Source organism: Agaribacterium sp. ZY112, assembly GCF_041346925.1.
In the GTDB taxonomy this organism is placed as follows: domain Bacteria; phylum Pseudomonadota; class Gammaproteobacteria; order Pseudomonadales; family Cellvibrionaceae; genus Agaribacterium.
Map to the genome: position 1 here is coordinate 42,862 of NZ_CP166840.1, position 17,636 is coordinate 60,497.

Genomic DNA, 17,636 nt, shown 5'->3' on the forward strand with positions numbered 1-17,636 from the left:
AATAAAGCCCAACTCATGGTTTTATTATTTAAAGCATTATGCACTTAGCTAAGCCACAAACCTAGAGCAAGCTCAAAAAACAGGCAAAGCGCTATAGACTTAATCAAGCAAACTCAGGTACTAAACACAAACACAACAACAGTCACGAAGAACAAAACAACACAATCTTTGCTTTTCCCGCTAAGGCGAATCGGTTAGTCTAGCGACTTAAGAACTTCGTTTTAGGTACAGCCCTTCTTGAACAGCTCAAACGCCGACGCCTCCTTCACCCTGGAGCCGAACGACAATCGCCGCATTGCCCTAGTTTGCGGGCAACTCAATAGCCATCTCAAACAAATTGAAAAGCGCCTAGAGGTTGAGATTCGCCATCGTGCGAATAACTTTCGCATATTAGGTGAGAGCAAAGCTAGGCAAGCAGCGCAGCAAATACTTACTTACTTATTTGAGTTATCTGAGACGGAGAATGATATCAGCCCCGATCAGGTCCATCTCGCCATACAGGAAGCAGCCATGGAAGCGGTGACAGAATCAGAAGTTGATGCAGCAATACGTGAAGCCAGCGTCATTCACACCAAAAAAGCCTCTATCAAACCTCGCGGCGGCAAACAGACCGACTACGTTGCAGCTGTTCGTCGCAACGATATCAACTTTGGTATTGGGCCTGCCGGTACAGGTAAAACTTACCTAGCGGTGGCATGTGCCGTAGAAGCGCTTATGCGCGATGATGTAGAACGTATTTTATTGGTTCGACCTGCCGTAGAAGCCGGTGAGAAGCTTGGTTTCCTACCTGGAGACTTAAGCCAAAAAGTCGATCCTTATTTACGCCCACTCTATGACGCACTGTATGAGATGCTTGGTTTTGAAACAGTCGGCAAGCTGATTGAGCGCAGTGTTATTGAAATCGCACCTCTGGCTTATATGCGTGGTCGCACACTCAACAACAGCTTTATTATTTTAGATGAAAGCCAAAATACCACCCGAGAGCAAATGAAAATGTTCTTAACGCGTATTGGTTTTGGCTCTACCGCGGTCATCACCGGTGACCCCTCACAGATTGACTTACCTCGCGGCCAAAAAAGCGGGCTTAACCATGCCATTGATGTGCTCGATGGTGTCGACGGCATTAGCTTTAGCTTTTTCACCTCCCGTGATGTAGTCCGCCACGCTATCGTCCAACGTATTGTTGAGGCCTATGACAGAGCCGATCAGCGCGAACACGCAGCCGACGCTCAAAAGCGCGACTAATGGCCAATATCGATGTGCAAATCGCTTGTGCAGCTGACGCTCTGCCAAGCGAGGATCAATTACAACACTGGTGTAAAACTGCACTTAAAGCAGCGGGTCGTGATGGTGCCTTGGCATTGCGAATCAGCGATGCCAAAGAAATCCAAACACTCAATCAGCAATATCGCAATAAAAACAACAGTACCAATGTGCTATCGTTCCCGAGCGATTTACCTGCTGAACTCGGCTTAGACGAACTTGGCGATATTATTATGTGTGCCGAAGTCATCGCCCGTGAAGCAGTTGAACAAAATAAAAATGCAGATGACCACTGGGCCCACATGGTGATCCACGGTACCTTGCACTTGTGTGGTTACGACCATATAGATGATAAAGAAGCCGAAGAGATGGAAGCGCTAGAGACTCAAATACTCGCGACTCTTGGCATCAACAACCCCTACCTAGCTTAAGATGGTAAGCATCATGAACGACGAAGCTCCGAGTAGTCAGAGCGAGGAAAGTGAGAGTCGCACTTGGCTATCACGTTTATTTACTGGCAAAGGCCAAACCCCTCGCACTCGCCAAGAGCTGCTGCAAATGATCAAAAATGCAGCCGAAACAGAAGTACTCGATGACGAAGCCCTACACATCATTGAAGGCGCTATCGATGTTGCCAATCAACAAGTGCGCGAGATCATGGTTGCAAAAGCGCAAATGGTCTGCATTCAAATAGATGAATCACCAAGCGAGTTTTTACCTAAAGTAATTGAAAGTGGCCACAGCCGCTTTCCTGTGCTTGGAGAAAATGGTGACGACGTAAAAGGCATCTTGCTCGCCAAAGATTTATTACCCTTGGTATTAAAAGGAGCTGAGGGTTTCAACCTAGAAAAACATTTGCGCACGGCGAATGTGATCCCAGAAAGTAAGCGCCTAAATATATTATTAAAAGAATTCCGAGAAAACCGCTATCATATGGCCATGGTCATTGATGAGTATGGCGGTATTAGCGGCCTTGTCACCATTGAGGACATTCTCGAAGAAATAGTTGGCGAAATCGAAGACGAAACCGACGATGACAACGAAGATTTTATTCGGCCCGTTGCAGAAAACGACTATATATTAAAAGCCCTTACCCCCATTGCCGATTTTAATCGCTACTTCAAACAGAAGTTTGATGAGAGTGAATTCGACACCATCGGCGGTTTAGTTATGCAAACCTTTGGTCACGTACCTAAGCGCAATGAGATTGCTCACATTGCTGACTTTTCCTTCCGTGTACTTTATGCCGATGATAGGAAAATTCATTTGCTTCGTGTCAGTAAACTCAATACCGACTAATCCCTTAGCCGCAGCCACCTCCTGATTATGTTTAACACAGCCCTGCAATTCGCCCTGCGACAAAAATCGTATGCCCTGTGTTTACTCTGCGGCTTATTGCTGCCCTTAAGTTTTGCACCGGCGTCTTGCTGGCCACTAGCCATTCTCAGCTTGGCCGGTTTTGCTTACTCAATACAGATCAAACAGACAAATAAAGCAGGCTCGGCACTAACACACGCCTTTTTTTTCCACCTAGGCGGCTTTGCCGCTGGTGCGTCTTGGGTCTATGTCAGCATCCATGATTTTGGCTTTACCGCCGCTTGGCTCGCTCTTGTCTTAACCAGCGTATTTGTACTATTTCTCGCGCTAGTTAGCTCACTACCCTGGCTTTTATGTAGGACAAACTTAAACAATAACACCAGCTTATTACTGCTATTTCCGAGCTTACTTATTGCATCGGAATGGCTGCGCTCGTGGTTGTTTACTGGTTTCCCTTGGCTCTATGTTGGCTACAGTCATATCGACAGCCCTTTATCGGGCTGGGCACCGGTACTTGGTGTCTTTGGCTTAAGCTTTATTAGCGCCTTAAGTGCCGCGCTGCTATTACTTGCACTTAAACACACAAGGGCACTTGCCAAAACAAGAGCTAAACTCACTGCCCAGCAAGCTAAACGACGGCTTGCAGAGCTGTGCTTATACCTGTGCAGTGTGCTACTTCTATTTAGCAGCGGTGTGTATTTACAAAATATTGAATGGACACAAGCGAGCCAAGAAAAGCAGCTTGTCGCCTTATTACAGCCCAATGTTCCATTACCGATGAAATGGAACCCTTATCACCACCCCAAGCTCCTCTCCGACTTAGACAAACTGGCTTCACCGTGGTGGGAAGCAGACATACAAATATGGCCAGAGGCTGCGATACCTGGCTTACGTAGCCACGCTGGCTCATTTATTGACGAAATAAACGAGCGTGCGACAAAGCATAAAACCAATGTCTTCACAGGCGCGCTCTGGGATGAGGACAACGGTGAGGTCTATAACAGCGTCATCGCGCTTGGCAGCGCTAAGGGCCATTACTTCAAACAAAAGCTCGTGCCTTTTGGTGAGTACGTGCCCTTTGAAGATCAACTGCGAGGTCTAATTGCCTTCTTTGATTTACCTAATTCTGTGATTCGTCGTGGGCCTTTTAAAAACAACGCCCTACAAGCAAGCACACGCAAAGAGCAAAGCTATAACATCGCACCTTTTATTTGCTATGAAGTGGTTTACCCCGATTTTGTCGCACGCAACGCACGCGACAGCCAAGTCATGCTAACGATCAGTAATGACGCTTGGTTTGGTGATTCCATAGGCCCCTTACAGCACTTTGAAATGGCCCGCATGCGCGCCTTAGAAAACCAAAAGTATATGCTACGCTCGACCAACACCGGCATAAGCGCCATTATTGGTGAACGCGGCCAAGTGCTAAAAACAACACGGCCCTTTATTAAATCGACAGTGATAGGTGTCACAGAGCTCAGGCAAGGGCTCACACCTATGGCTCGTTTTGGCTCCACACCTATTTTAGTTTTAAGCCTCATACTAATGGCTCTAGGACTGACCCACACTTATAAAATCAGGAAGGCCCATGTCTCTCATTAAAAAGCTGCTGCTTGCAACAAGCTTAAGCCTTAGCTTGACGAGCTGCTCGGTAAAAATGAGCTATCAATTTTTAGATGAAGCACTAGGCTGGCAGCTAGGTCGTTATGTTGACCTGGACCGCGACCAGAACAAACTAGCCAAGCAATTTATTGATGACTTTCACCTCTGGCATCGACATACACAACTGCCCTTATACGCCGATTATTTAGACCAGTTAAAAGTGGGCCTAAACGATCAGGTGGTAACGGCCAAGTACCTGCACGACGAAAGCAATGTGATGCAAGATTTGCTTGATCAGAGCATGATGAAACTACTGCCTGAAATTACCGAAATCGCCAATAGCCTCAACGACAAACAGGTTGAAGAGGTGGTCGAGCGCCTCACTAAAGAGCGTAAAGAATATAAAGAGGACTATATCGACGCCTCGCGCTCAGAACTTAAAAAGCGCCGCCTACGAGATATGAAACGTTATTTTGATCCATTTTTTGGTCGCTTTACTAAAACCCAAAAGAAACTATTTGATGACTGGGAAGCTCAGTTAGAGCCCTATGAAGAGCTCATGCCGGTACAGCAATTAAACTGGCAAAAAGATTTTCTTCACGCCATGACGTTTCGCGGCCAGCCCGAAAAGCTTCAGGCTGAATTAAAGCAACTGATGCTTTACCGAACCGACAATTGGGACAGCGAATTACAACGACGCTTAGACTATAACCAAGATATAACCTTTGAGATGCTAGCAAAGCTCTTTAACTCTCGAAACGAAAAACAAAAAGCCAGGCTTGCTAAAAAGTTTGATCAATACGCCGAAGACTTACGAGAACTAGCTAAGGACTCGTAAACAAGCCCCCCGCTAAAAACATAGCGCTAACCTAGAGCGACCCAAGCCTCTAGGTCAGCGCGATGCCAGCGCTGTACCGCAGCTAGGCCATCGGCAACAACATCCCAATAAACTTCAATCACATCTGTCGCCACATTAAATAATTGATGGGCCTCATCTCGCCCGCCTTTAGCAGAAAAAACCGTTGCTTCAACTGCGGCTAAAAACTGCAATAACTGGCTTTCATTTTTCTTAATCAGAACCAAAGAAGGAAACACCGCCGCAAGCTTGACTCGCAAAGTCTCCGACTGGCTGGCAAGCTGGGCTGCGTGCTCTTTTAAAGAGTTCACCCAAAAGCGCAACTTTCTTTCATCTAAGCCCTCAGTGCTCATGACCGCAGCAGCGTATGCAGCTGTACCACGTATACGCGCCACTTGCTCAATGGTTTGCGGCAGGGTTTTACACACAAATTTAATGATATCGCCTTGCTGGGCATAACGCTCAGGACTAAAGGCGCCAGTGCCTAACTTCACCTGACTGATGTCAACCAGCGGGCTTTCCAATTCCCTAGCCAAGCTAGCAATCATAACCAACAGCTGCTCGATAAAATGACTGTGCAGTTCAAAGTTGTCATTTAGATCATCACCCTCCCAGTTAGAGCGAATCGTTGCCCAAGCCAAACTTAAGTTCTCTTTATCACGAGCACTCAACAGTTGATTGGCTTTAGCAAAGGCCTCGAGCGTCGCTAAGCGACGCTCTAATTGGCGCTGAAGGGTCAAGAACTCACGCTTAAACTCCGTATTGCCTGCCAGCATGCCCATCGAAATCCCTCGATGGCGCTGAACAGCTTTAAGCAGCTGATTAAGCTGCGCAACCAAAATCAAGGCATCTTCCCTGACCAAGAATAATTCGCTAAAACGCATGTAATCCGAGATAGGTAACTCTGCTTTATGTTGTTCCACTGCTGTCGTCTTTACCTTTACTTGGGTTAAATAGGGGCATGTGTCACTGAGTCTCCCCGCAGAAGCGAAGAATACAGCAAAGTTAATGCCGCCAAGCTTAAATTGCCCCAAATTATAGCGAGATTACGAAAACAGAATAAAGTTCAGGCAGAACTTAAATTAAAATAAACCCCGCAGCGCCCCAGATCAGTGCAGACAAAACAAAAATGACCTGTAACTTAAGCTTTAAGCGCTATCATGGCTGCGCCAGTGTCTCTATAATGACGGGCTTTTGAAAAGCCTCTGGATCCCCTCTCTACACAATGAAAGAACAATACCAGCCGAGTGATATCGAACCTGCCGTACAAAAGTTTTGGCAGCAGGAAAAAAGTTTTGAAGTCAGCGAAGACCCAAGCAAAGACAAATTCTATTGTTTGGCTATGTTCCCTTATCCAAGCGGGCGCTTGCATATGGGGCATGTGCGCAACTACACAATCACTGATGTCATCTCCCGCTTCCAGCGTATGCAGGGCAAAAACGTACTGCACCCTATGGGTTGGGACGCCTTTGGCTTACCGGCTGAAAATGCCGCAATTAAGAACAATACCGCACCAGCGGCATGGACTTACAGCAACACCGATTACATGCGTAAGCAGTTGCAAGAACTCGGTTTTGGCTTTGACTGGACCCGTGAAGTCACCACATGTAAAAGCGATTATTATCGCTGGGAGCAGTGGTTCTTCACCCGCCTATACGAAAAAGGCTTGGCCTATAAAAAAGTAAGCTCGGTGAACTGGTGCCCTCACGATCAAACCGTGCTTGCCAATGAGCAAGTCATCGACGGCTGCTGCTGGCGTTGTGATACCACTGTTGAACGCAAAGAAATACCGCAGTGGTTTATCAAAATCACCGACTACGCAGAGGAACTACTGAGCGACTTGGACAAGCTGCCACACTGGCCAGAGCAAGTTGTCACCATGCAGCGCAACTGGATTGGTAAAAGCAAAGGCGTCGAGATGCAATTCGACCTCGCTGAAGCCGTTGCTGAACACAACAGTTTTGAAGTCTACACCACCCGCCCTGATACCTTGATGGGTGTGACCTATGTCAGCATTGCGGCCGAACACCCAATTGCGACTGAGCTTGCTAAAGATAATGCCGAGCTACAAGCCTTTATCGACGACTGCAAAGCGCAAAGTGTCGCTGAAGCCGACATGGCCAGCATGGAGAAAAAAGGCATGGCCACGGGCCTAAAAGCCTTGCACCCAATTACTCGCGAAGAAGTCGATGTATGGGTAGGCAACTACGTGCTCATGGATTATGGCTCTGGTGCGGTCATGGCCGTACCCGCTCACGATCAGCGCGACTGGGAGTTTGCCAAGAAGTACGACCTTGCTATCAACCAAGTTATTGCGCCTAGCAATGGTGAAGAGATCGATTTAGAGAAAGAAGCCTTTGTTGAAAAAGGTATCTTGGTCAACAGCGGTGAGTACGACGGCCTTAATTTTGATGCGGCCTTCGAAGCCATTAGCTCAACACTTAAAGCAGCAGAGCTTGGCCGAGTCAAAACCAATTATCGTTTACGCGACTGGGGCGTAAGCCGTCAGCGCTACTGGGGCACTCCTATCCCTATCTTCAACCTAGCAGACGGCGGCGAGATTCCGGTGCCCGCCGACAGGCTACCGGTATTATTACCTGAAGATGTACAAATGGATGGTGTTCAGTCCCCTATTAAAGCGGACCCTGAATGGCGTAAAACAGAGCACAATGGTGAAGCTGTCGAGCGCGAAACAGATACCTTTGACACCTTTATGGAAAGCTCTTGGTATTACGCACGCTACACCAGTGCCAACGCCGACAAGATGCTAGACCCAGATGCAGCTAACTACTGGCTACCTGTCGACCAATATGTAGGTGGCATTGAGCATGCGATTTTACATTTACTTTATGCACGCTTCTTCCACAAGCTTATGCGCGATGAGGGCTTAGTGAAGTGTGATGAGCCATTCGAACGCCTACTTTGCCAAGGCATGGTTCTAGCCGACGCCTTCTACCGCAAAACCGAAAGCGGCGCCAAAGATTGGGTTGCACTTAGTGACGTCGATATAGAACGCAATGATAAAGGTGCTTTTGTCAGCGCCAAACACAAGCAAACAGGTGAAGTACTGGAATATGCCGGTGTCACCAAAATGTCTAAGTCCAAGCTCAACACGGTTGACCCTGAAGATTTAGTCAGCCAATACGGTGCCGACACCGTGCGCTTATTCTCAATGTTTGCAGCACCACCGGAGCAAAGCTTAGAGTGGAGCGACAGCGGCGTTGAAGGCGCTTTCCGCTTCCTGAAAAAACTCTGGCGCACAGTCGCGGCTCATATAGAAGCTGGCTCAGCGGGTGAACTCGATGCCTCAAGCTTAAACGATAAGCAAAAAGACTTGCGCCGTAAGACCCACGAAACCATTAAAAAGGTCAGTGATGACTTTGGCCGCCGTCAGACTTTTAATACTGCAATCGCCGCTGTTATGGAATTGCTTAATGAAGTTAGCCGCCACGCCGATCGTGCCAACCCGCAAGGCTTGGCCGTTGAACGCGAAGCGCTTAACAGCATGACCTTAATGCTTGCGCCCATTGTGCCGCATATTGCACATGAACTTTGGCAAGCCCTTGGTCACACAACACCGGTTATTGATGCAGTATGGCCCCAAGCCGACGATAACGCGATGAAGCGCAGCTCGATTACCTTGATTGTTCAGGTCAACGGTAAGTTACGAGCTAAAATTGAAGCTCCTGCCGATGCCGATAAAGAGGCCTTAGAGCACTTAGCGCTTGCCGATGGCAACGTACAAAAGTTTATCGACGGCAAAATGATTCGCAAAGTCATTGTCGTACCAGGCAAACTGGTCAACGTGGTGGCCAACTAATGCGAGTATTGGCGGCGCTTGTTTTAAGTCTATGTCTTGCCAGCTGCGGCTGGCAATTACGTGGAAGCACCTCAAGTGACGGTGGCCTATTTAGTGGCGCCAAGCTACCGCCGATCGACGCCCTGCATTTAAGCAGCCAAAATCGTAACGATCATTTCTATCGCAGCTTTTTAAACACTCTAACTCGCCGTGGCATCAATCACGATGTGCACGCCGACTTACTGATTCAAATTGGGCCAGAAAAACTCGAACGCAAGCCGCTTAGTTATAGTAGTAACGGCTCTGCGGCACAGTATTTAATGACCTTGAGCGTTCAGTACCAAGCCAGTAAAAATGGCGAGATTCTGGTCGCTCAGCGCAGTGTTACCGCGCGTAGAAATTATGATTTCAATCCAGATGAAATCACCGCTAAAGACCGTGAACAAGAAGAATTACTAAGTGAAATGCGCTCTCAGCTAGTAGAGCAAATTCTCGCAAGTGTTCAACGAGAACTTTAATGGCACGGCTTAAACCTGAGCAGCTAGCCAATAACCTAAAGCGACAACTGCAAACTGTTTACGTTGTTTGTGGGGACGAAACCTTGCTTGTGCACGAGGCCTGCTCAGCTATTCGTAAAGCGGCAAGACAACAAGGTTATAGCCAACACGAAATACATCACGCCGAAGGCAGCTTTAAGTGGGATAACCTACTGATGAGTGCCAACGAGCTTTCTTTATTTGCCGAAAAAAAGATTATTGAAGTTCGCATAAGCAACGGCAAACCCGGTGATGCTGGAGGCAAAGCTTTACGAGCCTATTGCGATAATATCCCTGACGACACCTTATTGCTGGTTGTGCTTCCTAAAATTGATAAACGCAGCGAAAACACCGCCTGGTTTAAAGCACTCGCCAATGCCGGTGATGCTATTACTATCTGGCCTATAGGTATGCAACAACTGCCCCGCTGGATAGAGCAGCGCCTTCACAGTGTTGGGCTCAGTGCAGAACCCGAAGCACTGACCCTGCTTTGTGCAAAGGTCGAAGGCAACCTGCTTGCTGCTGTGCAAGAAATAGAAAAGCTCAAACTACTCAGTGAAAACCCACTGATCGATACTGAAACCATGGCCGAAGCGGTCATGGACAGTGCTCGTTACAGTATTTTTGATTTGGTTGATAAAGCCTTAGCAGGCGATGCGCAAGGCACAACCTCCTGCCTGCTGGGTTTAAAAGGTGAAGGTAACGCACCGCCTATGGTTTTATGGGCTCTTGCAAATCAATTGCGCACGCTAGCCCAGCTGGAAGAGATTTGTGACAACGGCCGAAGTTTTGATGCAGCCTGCAAACAACTGCGTATTTGGTCTAACAAACAAGCCCTCACCCGCGCTGCCAGCCAACGCCTGCAGCTCAATCAATTACATTGGTTATTAAGAAAATGCAGCCATTGCGATAAGTTGATTAAAGGTTCTGCTCGCGGAGAAGTATGGAGCGCCCTACTTGATATTGCTCTTGGCCTATGTGGTGTTGACGCTCTAAATAAACGCTCACAAAAATTATTGCTGAGTGACTGAGACTTAAGTGACAAACAATTAAGTCATTCAGCGTTAAGTGGTAGCACGTTAAGATTTAAGTATACGTACACCCAGCTCATTCATTTCACAGTTATTAGTATCTTTGCAAAACTCCAAGAGCATTTTTTCTGGCATAGGCCGCGCGTAATAATACCCCTGAATCTGATCACAGCCTCTATCAAGCAACCATTGCGCTTGGGTTTTCCTCTCCACACCTTCGGCGATTACCTTAAGGTTCATATTGTGGGCCATATCGATAATCGATTTAGCAATAGAGGCATCTGTACCATCGGTTTCTATTTCATTAACAAAGCTACGATCGATTTTGAGTTTATTAATCGGGAAGCGCTTTAAATAAGCCAGTGACGAATAGCCCGTACCAAAGTCATCAATCGCGAGCCCCAAGCCCATTTCAGACAGACAGTTTAATACCTGAATTGTCTCTGCTGGGTTTTCCATAGCGGAGCTTTCTGTCAGCTCCAACTCCAAATACTCGGGAGATAAGCGAGTCTCTAACAAGGTGCTAATCACCTGCTGCTCAATATGCTCTTGGCGAAATTGCCTAGGGCTCAAATTCACTGCGACTTTGCCAAAGTTAATCCCCTGCATTAACCAAGATTGAAACTGTGAGCACGCATGATACAAAACCCAATTGCCAAGCGGCTCAATTAAGCCTGTTTCTTCGGCAAGGGGAATAAAATCCCCAGGGCTAATCATGCCTCTTTGCTTATGCTGCCAACGGACTAAAGCTTCTAAACCACATATTTTACCGCTACTAATATCGATCTGAGGCTGATAGTGCAAACACAGCTCATTGTCATCTATTGCTTTACGTAAATCGTTTTCCAACAATAAATAATTAACGGCATTTTCAGCCATGGCTTTTACATAAAACTGAGTTCTATTTTTGCCATTACTTTTAGCTCGACTCATAGCTAAGTCAGCATATTTCAGTAGCTGATCAATGCCTTCACCATCTTTAGGGTAGAGGCTAATACCTATGCTTGCGGTGCAACGTAGTTCATGGCCCTGAACCTCAACAGGCTCGGCTACACGCTTTAATAATTTATCCGCAATGTCTTCTATATCTTGTGGGCGCTCGATATTTTCTAGAACAATAACAAATTCATCCCCGCCTAAACGCGCAACGGTGTCGGTATCTCTCAACTCGTCTTTTAAGCGGAAGGCTATTTGCTTTAACAGTGTATCGCCCGCCTCGTGACTTAAGCTGTCATTGATATTGCGAAATCGATCCAAATCGAATAAGAGCAAAGCAATATTGCCATTGGTTCGCTTAGCGCGAACAAGGCTCTTATGCACTCGATCATAAAACAGACTGCGATTAGGTAAGCCGGTTAATCGATCGTGATAGCTCAGATAGCTTAATTGCGCCTGCTGCTCTTTCAGAGTTGTTTCGGTTGCTAAATCTGAAATGCCAGTTTCTACACCAATCGTAAAAATTAAGGTTTGGCCACTTTGCTCATCCAGCATTACTTTATGGGTGATGCTGTAGAGTTTTTTCTCCCCCTGCTTATTTTGTACGCTCAGCTCCCAGTGTTCGAGCTGCTTATCCAATACAGCTGTAACAAGAGAGGGGCGAAAACGACGACTCACAAATTCGGGAAAAAGCTGGTGGGCGAAGTGGATGTCATCTAGCTCATTCGCCACCCCCTTTAAACTCAAGTGGTGGGGGCTTGCAAACAGCACTCGACCATTGACATCAACAGCAGAAACTAAGGAAGGCAAATGGCTCAATAGGCCCGCTAGAAAACCAGCAGGTTCAGGGCCTGAGTCCAAGAACTCGGTGATATGTCGTCCAAGCTTGGCAGCATTCTCTGCATAGAGTTGAGTCGGCATGATCCCTCATACGTCAAAATTGGGGCTTACTCTAACTATAGATGAGACTTTACCTAGCTTTCAGCTGTTCTTAGTCTTTGTAGGAATAGTTCAGCACAAAATTCGGCAAGCGCGGCACGTAATATAACCGAAAAACCAAAACGATTTAGGCGACCGAAATTAAAGGCATAAGAGGCCGCCCTAAAAGATCAAAAGAATAAGAAACGTAGAAGAGAAGAGGGGCAAAACCGCTTGGAGCGGGCTGCCCAGATATAACAAAAAACAATGCGCTAAAAGCAGTAGCTTAGCTTCTTAGCTTTGCTCTACTAACTGAGCGGCAAACAAGTCGTAGTCGTCGGCACCTGTAATCTCGACATCGATAAAATCCCCAGCCTTTACTTCGGCTAAGACGGCCTCAACATGCACAAGACCATCAATTTCAGGAGCATCAGCATAGGAACGTGCAGTGGCGGACCCGTCTTCGTGTACCTCATCGACCAAAACTTGCATCTCCCAGCCTATACGCTCTTGTAACTTGGCCGCGCTAATACGCTGCTGACATTGCATAAAACGCTGCCAGCGCTCTTCTTGAACGCCCTCTGGTACATGGTCAGGTAATTCATTCGCTGGCGCACCTTCAACTGGGCTGTACTTAAAGCAGCCAACCCTATCCAACTGAGCTTCTTCAAGCCAATCGAGCAGGAGCTGAAAATCTTCCTCGGTTTCACCAGGAAAACCAACAACAAAAGTAGAGCGAATCACCAGTTCTGGGCAGATTTCACGCCAGCGCTTGATACGCTCCAAGGTTTTTTCTTGATGCGCAGGGCGCTTCATCAACTTAAGAATACGTGGACTTGCATGCTGAAAAGGAATATCCAGATAAGGTAGAATTTTTCCTTCAGCCATTAAAGGGATCACCTCATCGACATGAGGATAGGGGTACACATAGTGTAAACGCACCCATACACCCATCTGCCCTAAAGCTTGGCACATATCTAACATACGTGTTTTAACAGGCTGGCCCTGCCAAAAGCCGGTGCGATATTTAAGATCCACACCATAGGCGCTTGTATCTTGACTGATGACTAGCAGCTCACGAGTACCCGCATTAACTAGGCGTTCGGCTTCATCAAGCACCTGTCCAACTGGGCGACTGACAAGATCACCCCGCATGGCGGGGATAATGCAGAAAGTACAGCGGTGGTTACACCCTTCGCTGATTTTTAGATAAGCATAGTGCCGGGGCGTAAGCTTGACGCCTTGAGGCGGCACAAGATCCACCAAGGGATCGTGCACTTGTTTAACTGGAATATGCTGATGCACCGCTCCCATAACTTCTTCATAGGCGGCTGGGCCGGTAACACTGAGCACCTCTGGGAAGCTCTCTTTGATGACTTCGGCATCATTGCCCTTGCCCATACAGCCAGTAACAATCACCTTGCCGTTTTCTTTCATCGCTTCACTGATTGCATCTAAGCTTTCTTGCTTAGCACTATCGATAAAGCCACAAGTGTTGACCACAACCACATCGGCATCATCATAGCTAGGAACAACATCGTAACCATCTAGGCGCAATTGCGTAAGTATTCGCTCACTATCAACCAAGGCCTTTGGACATCCTAAGCTTACAAAGCCAACTCGCTGGTTTTCATCACCGTCTAAGGCCTGCTCTTTAGGGTCGATTGTCTCTACGCTCATGGTCACTACTGCAATAATAAGAAGGGGCGCGAATTATAACGAACGTGAGCCAAAGAGCCAGCTTGCTGATCAGTTTTTATGCAAGCCGTCCCTCCTTCCTAAAGCCAAACTTGGCGCCATTATTAATAAAAACGAATTAGTTCACTAAGCTCATCACCGCATCCAATACGCTCTGCTTAAGCTCGTCATTCTTTGGCTCTTGCTTTTCAAGGTCAAATTGATCATAAAAACTCGCTACGCTTAGTTGCGCTTTTAAGTCCGCGCCAAAGTGTGGAGCCGAGTTCGCTGCAGTGTTTAAGACTCGTTGAGCCCCACCAGGGCCTGGTGACGTCGCTAAAAACACGGCCGGCTTATTCTGAAATACCTTCATATCTACTCGAGAAGTCCAATCGAATAAATTTTTATACGCCGCCGTGTAACTGCCATTATGCTCAGCAAACGCGATAAGTAACGCATCAGCTTCGCCTAGTTTTTTGTAAAACGCCTGAGCCTGCTCAGGCGAACCCAACTCTTTCTCTCTATCTTCACTGAAAAGCGGCATCTCATAATCATTGATATCAATAAGCTCAAGCTCACTATTCGGTATTTGTGATGCTGCATAAGTAACTAACTGCTTGTTAATTGAGTGCCTACTACTTGATGCTGCAAGTGCGATAACTTTCATAATCATCCCCTCATCCTTTGTATTAAATCGATACTTTATCGTTAACAGCTTGCTGATTTAGTCAGCAAGCTTAAGCTTGTCTAAGCCCTGATATTCAACAAACTCAATCACATTGCGATCAGGGTCTCTTATAAAGATTGAGCTACCTGTAGGGTGGTGCATAGGGCCGCCACTTAGCTCTATGCCCTGCTCAGCTAAATCACTCTGCATCTGCGCCACACTGTCAACCTCTAAGGCCACATGGGTATAACCTGTGTACTTCTCAGCTACATCCATCAAGTGGTTCAATGGTTCATCTTGCTTTGCATTCAAAATGAAGTTGATATTAATACCATGCTCATTTTCCATGATCGCAACAGGTTCCGGCCCCAAAGGCCCCGCAACAAAATCAAAGCCCAACTTACTGTAAAAAACTCGGCTTCTCTCTAATTCACTAATACGTAAGCCAATATGGTTAACTCGTGTTATTGCCTGCATCTCTTTCACCTAACCCACTTTATTTTCTTAGCTCGAGTCGAGTCGCTCAACGCAACTTCTAACTCAACTCTCACCTGCTGAAGACCATAGTAACTGTTCCACTGTGAATGATAAGATAGTCAAACTGGGACTCACCGTTCCATATATGGAACACCTGAATCGATTCAACTATCGACCAATAGCTAAATGGGCTCATATGAAAAGCAACAAAATGGACCTCAATGATACTCGGTTGTTTGCCAAGGTCGCAGAATGCGGTGGTATCAGTGCCGCAGCTAGAGCTCTTGAGCTACCTAAAAGCAAGGTCAGCCGACGTATCAGTGCTCTAGAGCAAAGCTTAAATGCTGGCTTATTGGAGCGCACAACCCGTGCCATAAAACTCACCGAAGCCGGTAAGTTGTTTTATCAGCATTGCAAACGTATCGTTGAAGAAGCCGATAATGCCGAGCACAGCATTCAAGAGTTATTGGATGTACCAAGAGGCATATTGAGAGTCAGCACGTCTATCTCTATGGGGCAGGAGCTTATCGCACCTGTGCTGGGGGAGTTTATGCAGGCTTATCCCGAAGTTGAAATAGACCTACAACTTAATAATCGTAGGGTCGACCTTACCAATGAAGGCTTTGATTTGGCTTTGCGTGTTGGCAAACTCGAAGACAGCAGTTTGATTGCAAGAAAGCTCGGCCAAGGTAAAGCCCGCTTATTTGCAAGCCCAAGCTACCTTGATTCAGCGCCAGCGATTCATTCGGTTCAAGACTTACACAAACAGCGCTGTCTGATTATGAGTGATGCGGTTAAAAACAAACGCTGGCTGCTCGAAAGCATAGAGGGGGCCATGGAAATCAGCATTCCCTCTATGCTCAGCATTAATGATTTTTATTGTTTGCAACAAGCCGCCATCAACGGTGCCGGTATTGCTTTCATTCCAGATTATTTATGCCGTGAGGCACTTAAACAAAAACAGCTGGTTCCAGTACTTAGTGAGTGGCAGAGCCCCGGGTTCTCTTATTACGCAATGTACGAAAGTCGCCGCGGCATGACACAAAAAATGCAGGCCTTTTTAAGTTTTTATGAAAAGCGTTTTAACAAGCTAAGATAATAAACCCTTTACAAAGGTGATTAAGCCTAACCTGAGCGATCAGCAGCATTTCGAACAAAACGATAAACCAACAATCCCAGTGCAGCTAGCAATAAGCTGGCATTAACAGCCCAAGAAGCAGCTAAAGAACCTAAAAAAGAAAATACAAAACAATGCACAAACACGAGAGCGATAAGCGATAGAGCCAAAACTAAAATTAGATAAGAGCGCAAACGCAAGAGACTGATTTTTACTCCATTAGCTATTGCTATCGCGGCTAATAATGTACTAAAAAAAGCCAACGACAAAGCTGTAGAAAACATCAGAAATGCGACCGCGCTACCGACAAGAGCTAGAGGCACACCCCAGACTATGGCCGACCACGTACGATCTAAATAATCAGCTTTTGCACGTTTACACAACCAGATATTAATACCAGTAACTGAAATAACAGTTAGCATACATCCAAGAGCAAAATACAACCAACGAACACCCCAACCACCAAACCAACCAAAGTGAACCCTGTAAAGTGAATACAAAAACTGACGCCCAGAATGGCCCGAGGCTAAACCTTGAGTGTTCATATAACGGCCATCAGAGTAAAATCGGTAGATTTCAGAGTAGGTAAAACGCCCCGGCAAGACCGCTGCAAGCTCAATAAACTGGGTCTCGTTACCAAAGTTTTGCACGACTGCATAAATAGGCTCTGCTTCAGGTTCCAGCTCAGCCAAATTAATTAAAACCTGATTAATATTTGGTTTTTGTACTAATTCTTTAATTACAGGGTCTTTACCATAAACATCGTCAAACAAGGCGTTACGATCCCCGTCGTATAAAGCCGAAGCTGCCAGTAAAACTAAAAAACCGACCAAGCCATAAAAGGCCCCTGTAAGCGCAATCATAATATGAAAGGGTAAGCCCCATACAGATAAACGATTATGAATATCAGTTTGCTCAATACGGCTGCGTCCCCCAAGACGCAATTGAAAAGCCTGCTTAATTATTCCCGGATGCCCTACCAAACCAGAAATAATCAACGAGACCAACATCGCGCCGACTATACTAACGACAATCAAACCTAACGAAGAAGGCATGTGTAAATGCACATGTAGCTGTTCTAAAAAATGCGCAATACCATCCTCTGTCGGACTGTCTATATTACCGTCAGCATCTGTCCACCAAGAATGATCTCTATCAGCTACATGTATTCTCGGTAGCTGCTCGGTAGGTAAAACAACATAAATAGACTCCGGTATATCAGTAACACGGCTTAAATATTCATCTAAAGCCTTATCCGCAGACACACCATCTACAGAATAAAATTCAGGCACTTCTGGTTGCTGCCAACGCTCCCAGGATTCACTAAAAACGAGTAGCGTCCCCGTTAAGCAAATAACATACATCAAAGCGCCAACAATCAAACCAATAGAGGAATGAGCTGACATCGATTTCTTAATCGAGGCCGCAGAGAAAGGAAAG

General features: G+C 46.4%; 15 protein-coding genes. 9 read left to right on the plus strand and 6 right to left on the minus strand.

Annotation, left to right across the window (positions count from 1 at the left end; genetic code table 11):
- Nucleotides 1-237 precede the first annotated feature (237 nt).
- Genes AB1S55_RS00215 through AB1S55_RS00235 form a run of 5 tightly spaced genes read left to right on the plus strand, consistent with a single transcriptional unit; the run spans nt 238 to nt 5,020 of the window.
- Nucleotides 238-1,245, plus strand: a complete 1,008-nt coding sequence (locus AB1S55_RS00215) for a PhoH family protein (protein ID WP_370979757.1) — start codon at nt 238-240, stop codon at nt 1,243-1,245.
- Complete coding sequence (gene ybeY / locus AB1S55_RS00220) at nt 1,245-1,694, plus strand: rRNA maturation RNase YbeY (protein WP_370979758.1); 450 nt, start codon at nt 1,245-1,247, stop codon at nt 1,692-1,694. Before AB1S55_RS00215 ends, ybeY begins: the two co-directional genes overlap by 1 nt.
- Nucleotides 1,695-1,707: 13 nt before the next feature.
- A complete protein-coding gene (locus tag AB1S55_RS00225) occupies nt 1,708-2,562 on the plus strand; it encodes an HlyC/CorC family transporter (protein WP_370979759.1) in 855 nt (284 codons plus the stop codon).
- A gap of 27 nt (nt 2,563-2,589) precedes the next feature.
- Nucleotides 2,590-4,182 carry an apolipoprotein N-acyltransferase gene (lnt, locus tag AB1S55_RS00230; protein ID WP_370979760.1) on the plus strand — a complete coding sequence of 531 codons (1,593 nt, stop codon included), beginning with the start codon at nt 2,590-2,592 and terminating at the stop codon, nt 4,180-4,182.
- On the plus strand, nt 4,169-5,020 hold the full coding sequence (locus tag AB1S55_RS00235; RefSeq protein ID WP_370979761.1) for a DUF6279 family lipoprotein: 852 nt from the start codon (nt 4,169-4,171) through the stop codon (nt 5,018-5,020). The genes lnt and AB1S55_RS00235 overlap by 14 nt, the downstream gene beginning before the upstream one ends.
- A 26-nt stretch (nt 5,021-5,046) precedes the next feature.
- On the opposite strand, the gene AB1S55_RS00240 is transcribed toward AB1S55_RS00235, so the two are convergent.
- Entirely contained in the window at nt 5,047-5,961 is a 915-nt protein-coding gene (locus AB1S55_RS00240) for a lytic murein transglycosylase (protein ID WP_370979762.1), read from the minus strand.
- 302 nt (nt 5,962-6,263) lie between these two features.
- Between AB1S55_RS00240 and leuS the strand changes: the two genes are divergently transcribed.
- Genes leuS through holA form a run of 3 tightly spaced genes read left to right on the plus strand, consistent with a single transcriptional unit; the run spans nt 6,264 to nt 10,404 of the window.
- Nucleotides 6,264-8,858 carry a leucine--tRNA ligase gene (gene leuS, locus AB1S55_RS00245; protein ID WP_370979763.1) on the plus strand — a complete coding sequence of 865 codons (2,595 nt, stop codon included), beginning with the start codon at nt 6,264-6,266 and terminating at the stop codon, nt 8,856-8,858.
- Complete coding sequence (gene lptE / locus AB1S55_RS00250; RefSeq protein ID WP_370979764.1) at nt 8,858-9,355, plus strand: LPS assembly lipoprotein LptE; 498 nt, start codon at nt 8,858-8,860, stop codon at nt 9,353-9,355. The genes leuS and lptE overlap by 1 nt, the downstream gene beginning before the upstream one ends.
- Nucleotides 9,355-10,404 (plus strand): DNA polymerase III subunit delta, encoded by a 1,050-nt coding sequence (holA, locus tag AB1S55_RS00255; RefSeq protein ID WP_370979765.1) that lies wholly within the window; start codon nt 9,355-9,357, stop codon nt 10,402-10,404. The genes lptE and holA overlap by 1 nt, the downstream gene beginning before the upstream one ends.
- Nucleotides 10,405-10,452: 48 nt before the next feature.
- Here the strand turns inward: holA and AB1S55_RS00260 are convergent, their stop codons facing one another.
- From AB1S55_RS00260 to AB1S55_RS00275, 4 genes are all read right to left on the minus strand, one after another.
- Nucleotides 10,453-12,261, minus strand: coding sequence for a putative bifunctional diguanylate cyclase/phosphodiesterase (locus AB1S55_RS00260; protein ID WP_370979766.1), 1,809 nt, complete (start codon nt 12,259-12,261; stop codon nt 10,453-10,455).
- Nucleotides 12,262-12,552: 291 nt separating this feature from the next.
- On the minus strand, nt 12,553-13,938 hold the full coding sequence (gene rimO / locus AB1S55_RS00265) for a 30S ribosomal protein S12 methylthiotransferase RimO (RefSeq protein ID WP_370979767.1): 1,386 nt from the start codon (nt 13,936-13,938) through the stop codon (nt 12,553-12,555).
- 136 nt (nt 13,939-14,074) lie between these two features.
- The gene (locus AB1S55_RS00270; RefSeq protein ID WP_370979768.1) at nt 14,075-14,608 is read right to left on the minus strand and encodes an NADPH-dependent FMN reductase; all 534 of its coding nucleotides are present in this window, start codon (nt 14,606-14,608) and stop codon (nt 14,075-14,077) included.
- 51 nt (nt 14,609-14,659) lie between these two features.
- Entirely contained in the window at nt 14,660-15,079 is a 420-nt protein-coding gene (locus tag AB1S55_RS00275) for a VOC family protein (RefSeq protein WP_370979769.1), read from the minus strand.
- A 196-nt stretch (nt 15,080-15,275) separates the two neighbouring features.
- Between AB1S55_RS00275 and AB1S55_RS00280 the strand changes: the two genes are divergently transcribed.
- Nucleotides 15,276-16,178 carry a LysR family transcriptional regulator gene (locus tag AB1S55_RS00280; protein WP_370979770.1) on the plus strand — a complete coding sequence of 301 codons (903 nt, stop codon included), beginning with the start codon at nt 15,276-15,278 and terminating at the stop codon, nt 16,176-16,178.
- Between the two features lie 26 nt (nt 16,179-16,204).
- Here AB1S55_RS00280 and AB1S55_RS00285 read toward each other — a convergent pair whose 3' ends face one another.
- A complete protein-coding gene (locus AB1S55_RS00285; RefSeq protein WP_370979771.1) occupies nt 16,205-17,602 on the minus strand; it encodes a PepSY-associated TM helix domain-containing protein in 1,398 nt (465 codons plus the stop codon).
- Nucleotides 17,603-17,636 lie beyond the last annotated feature (34 nt).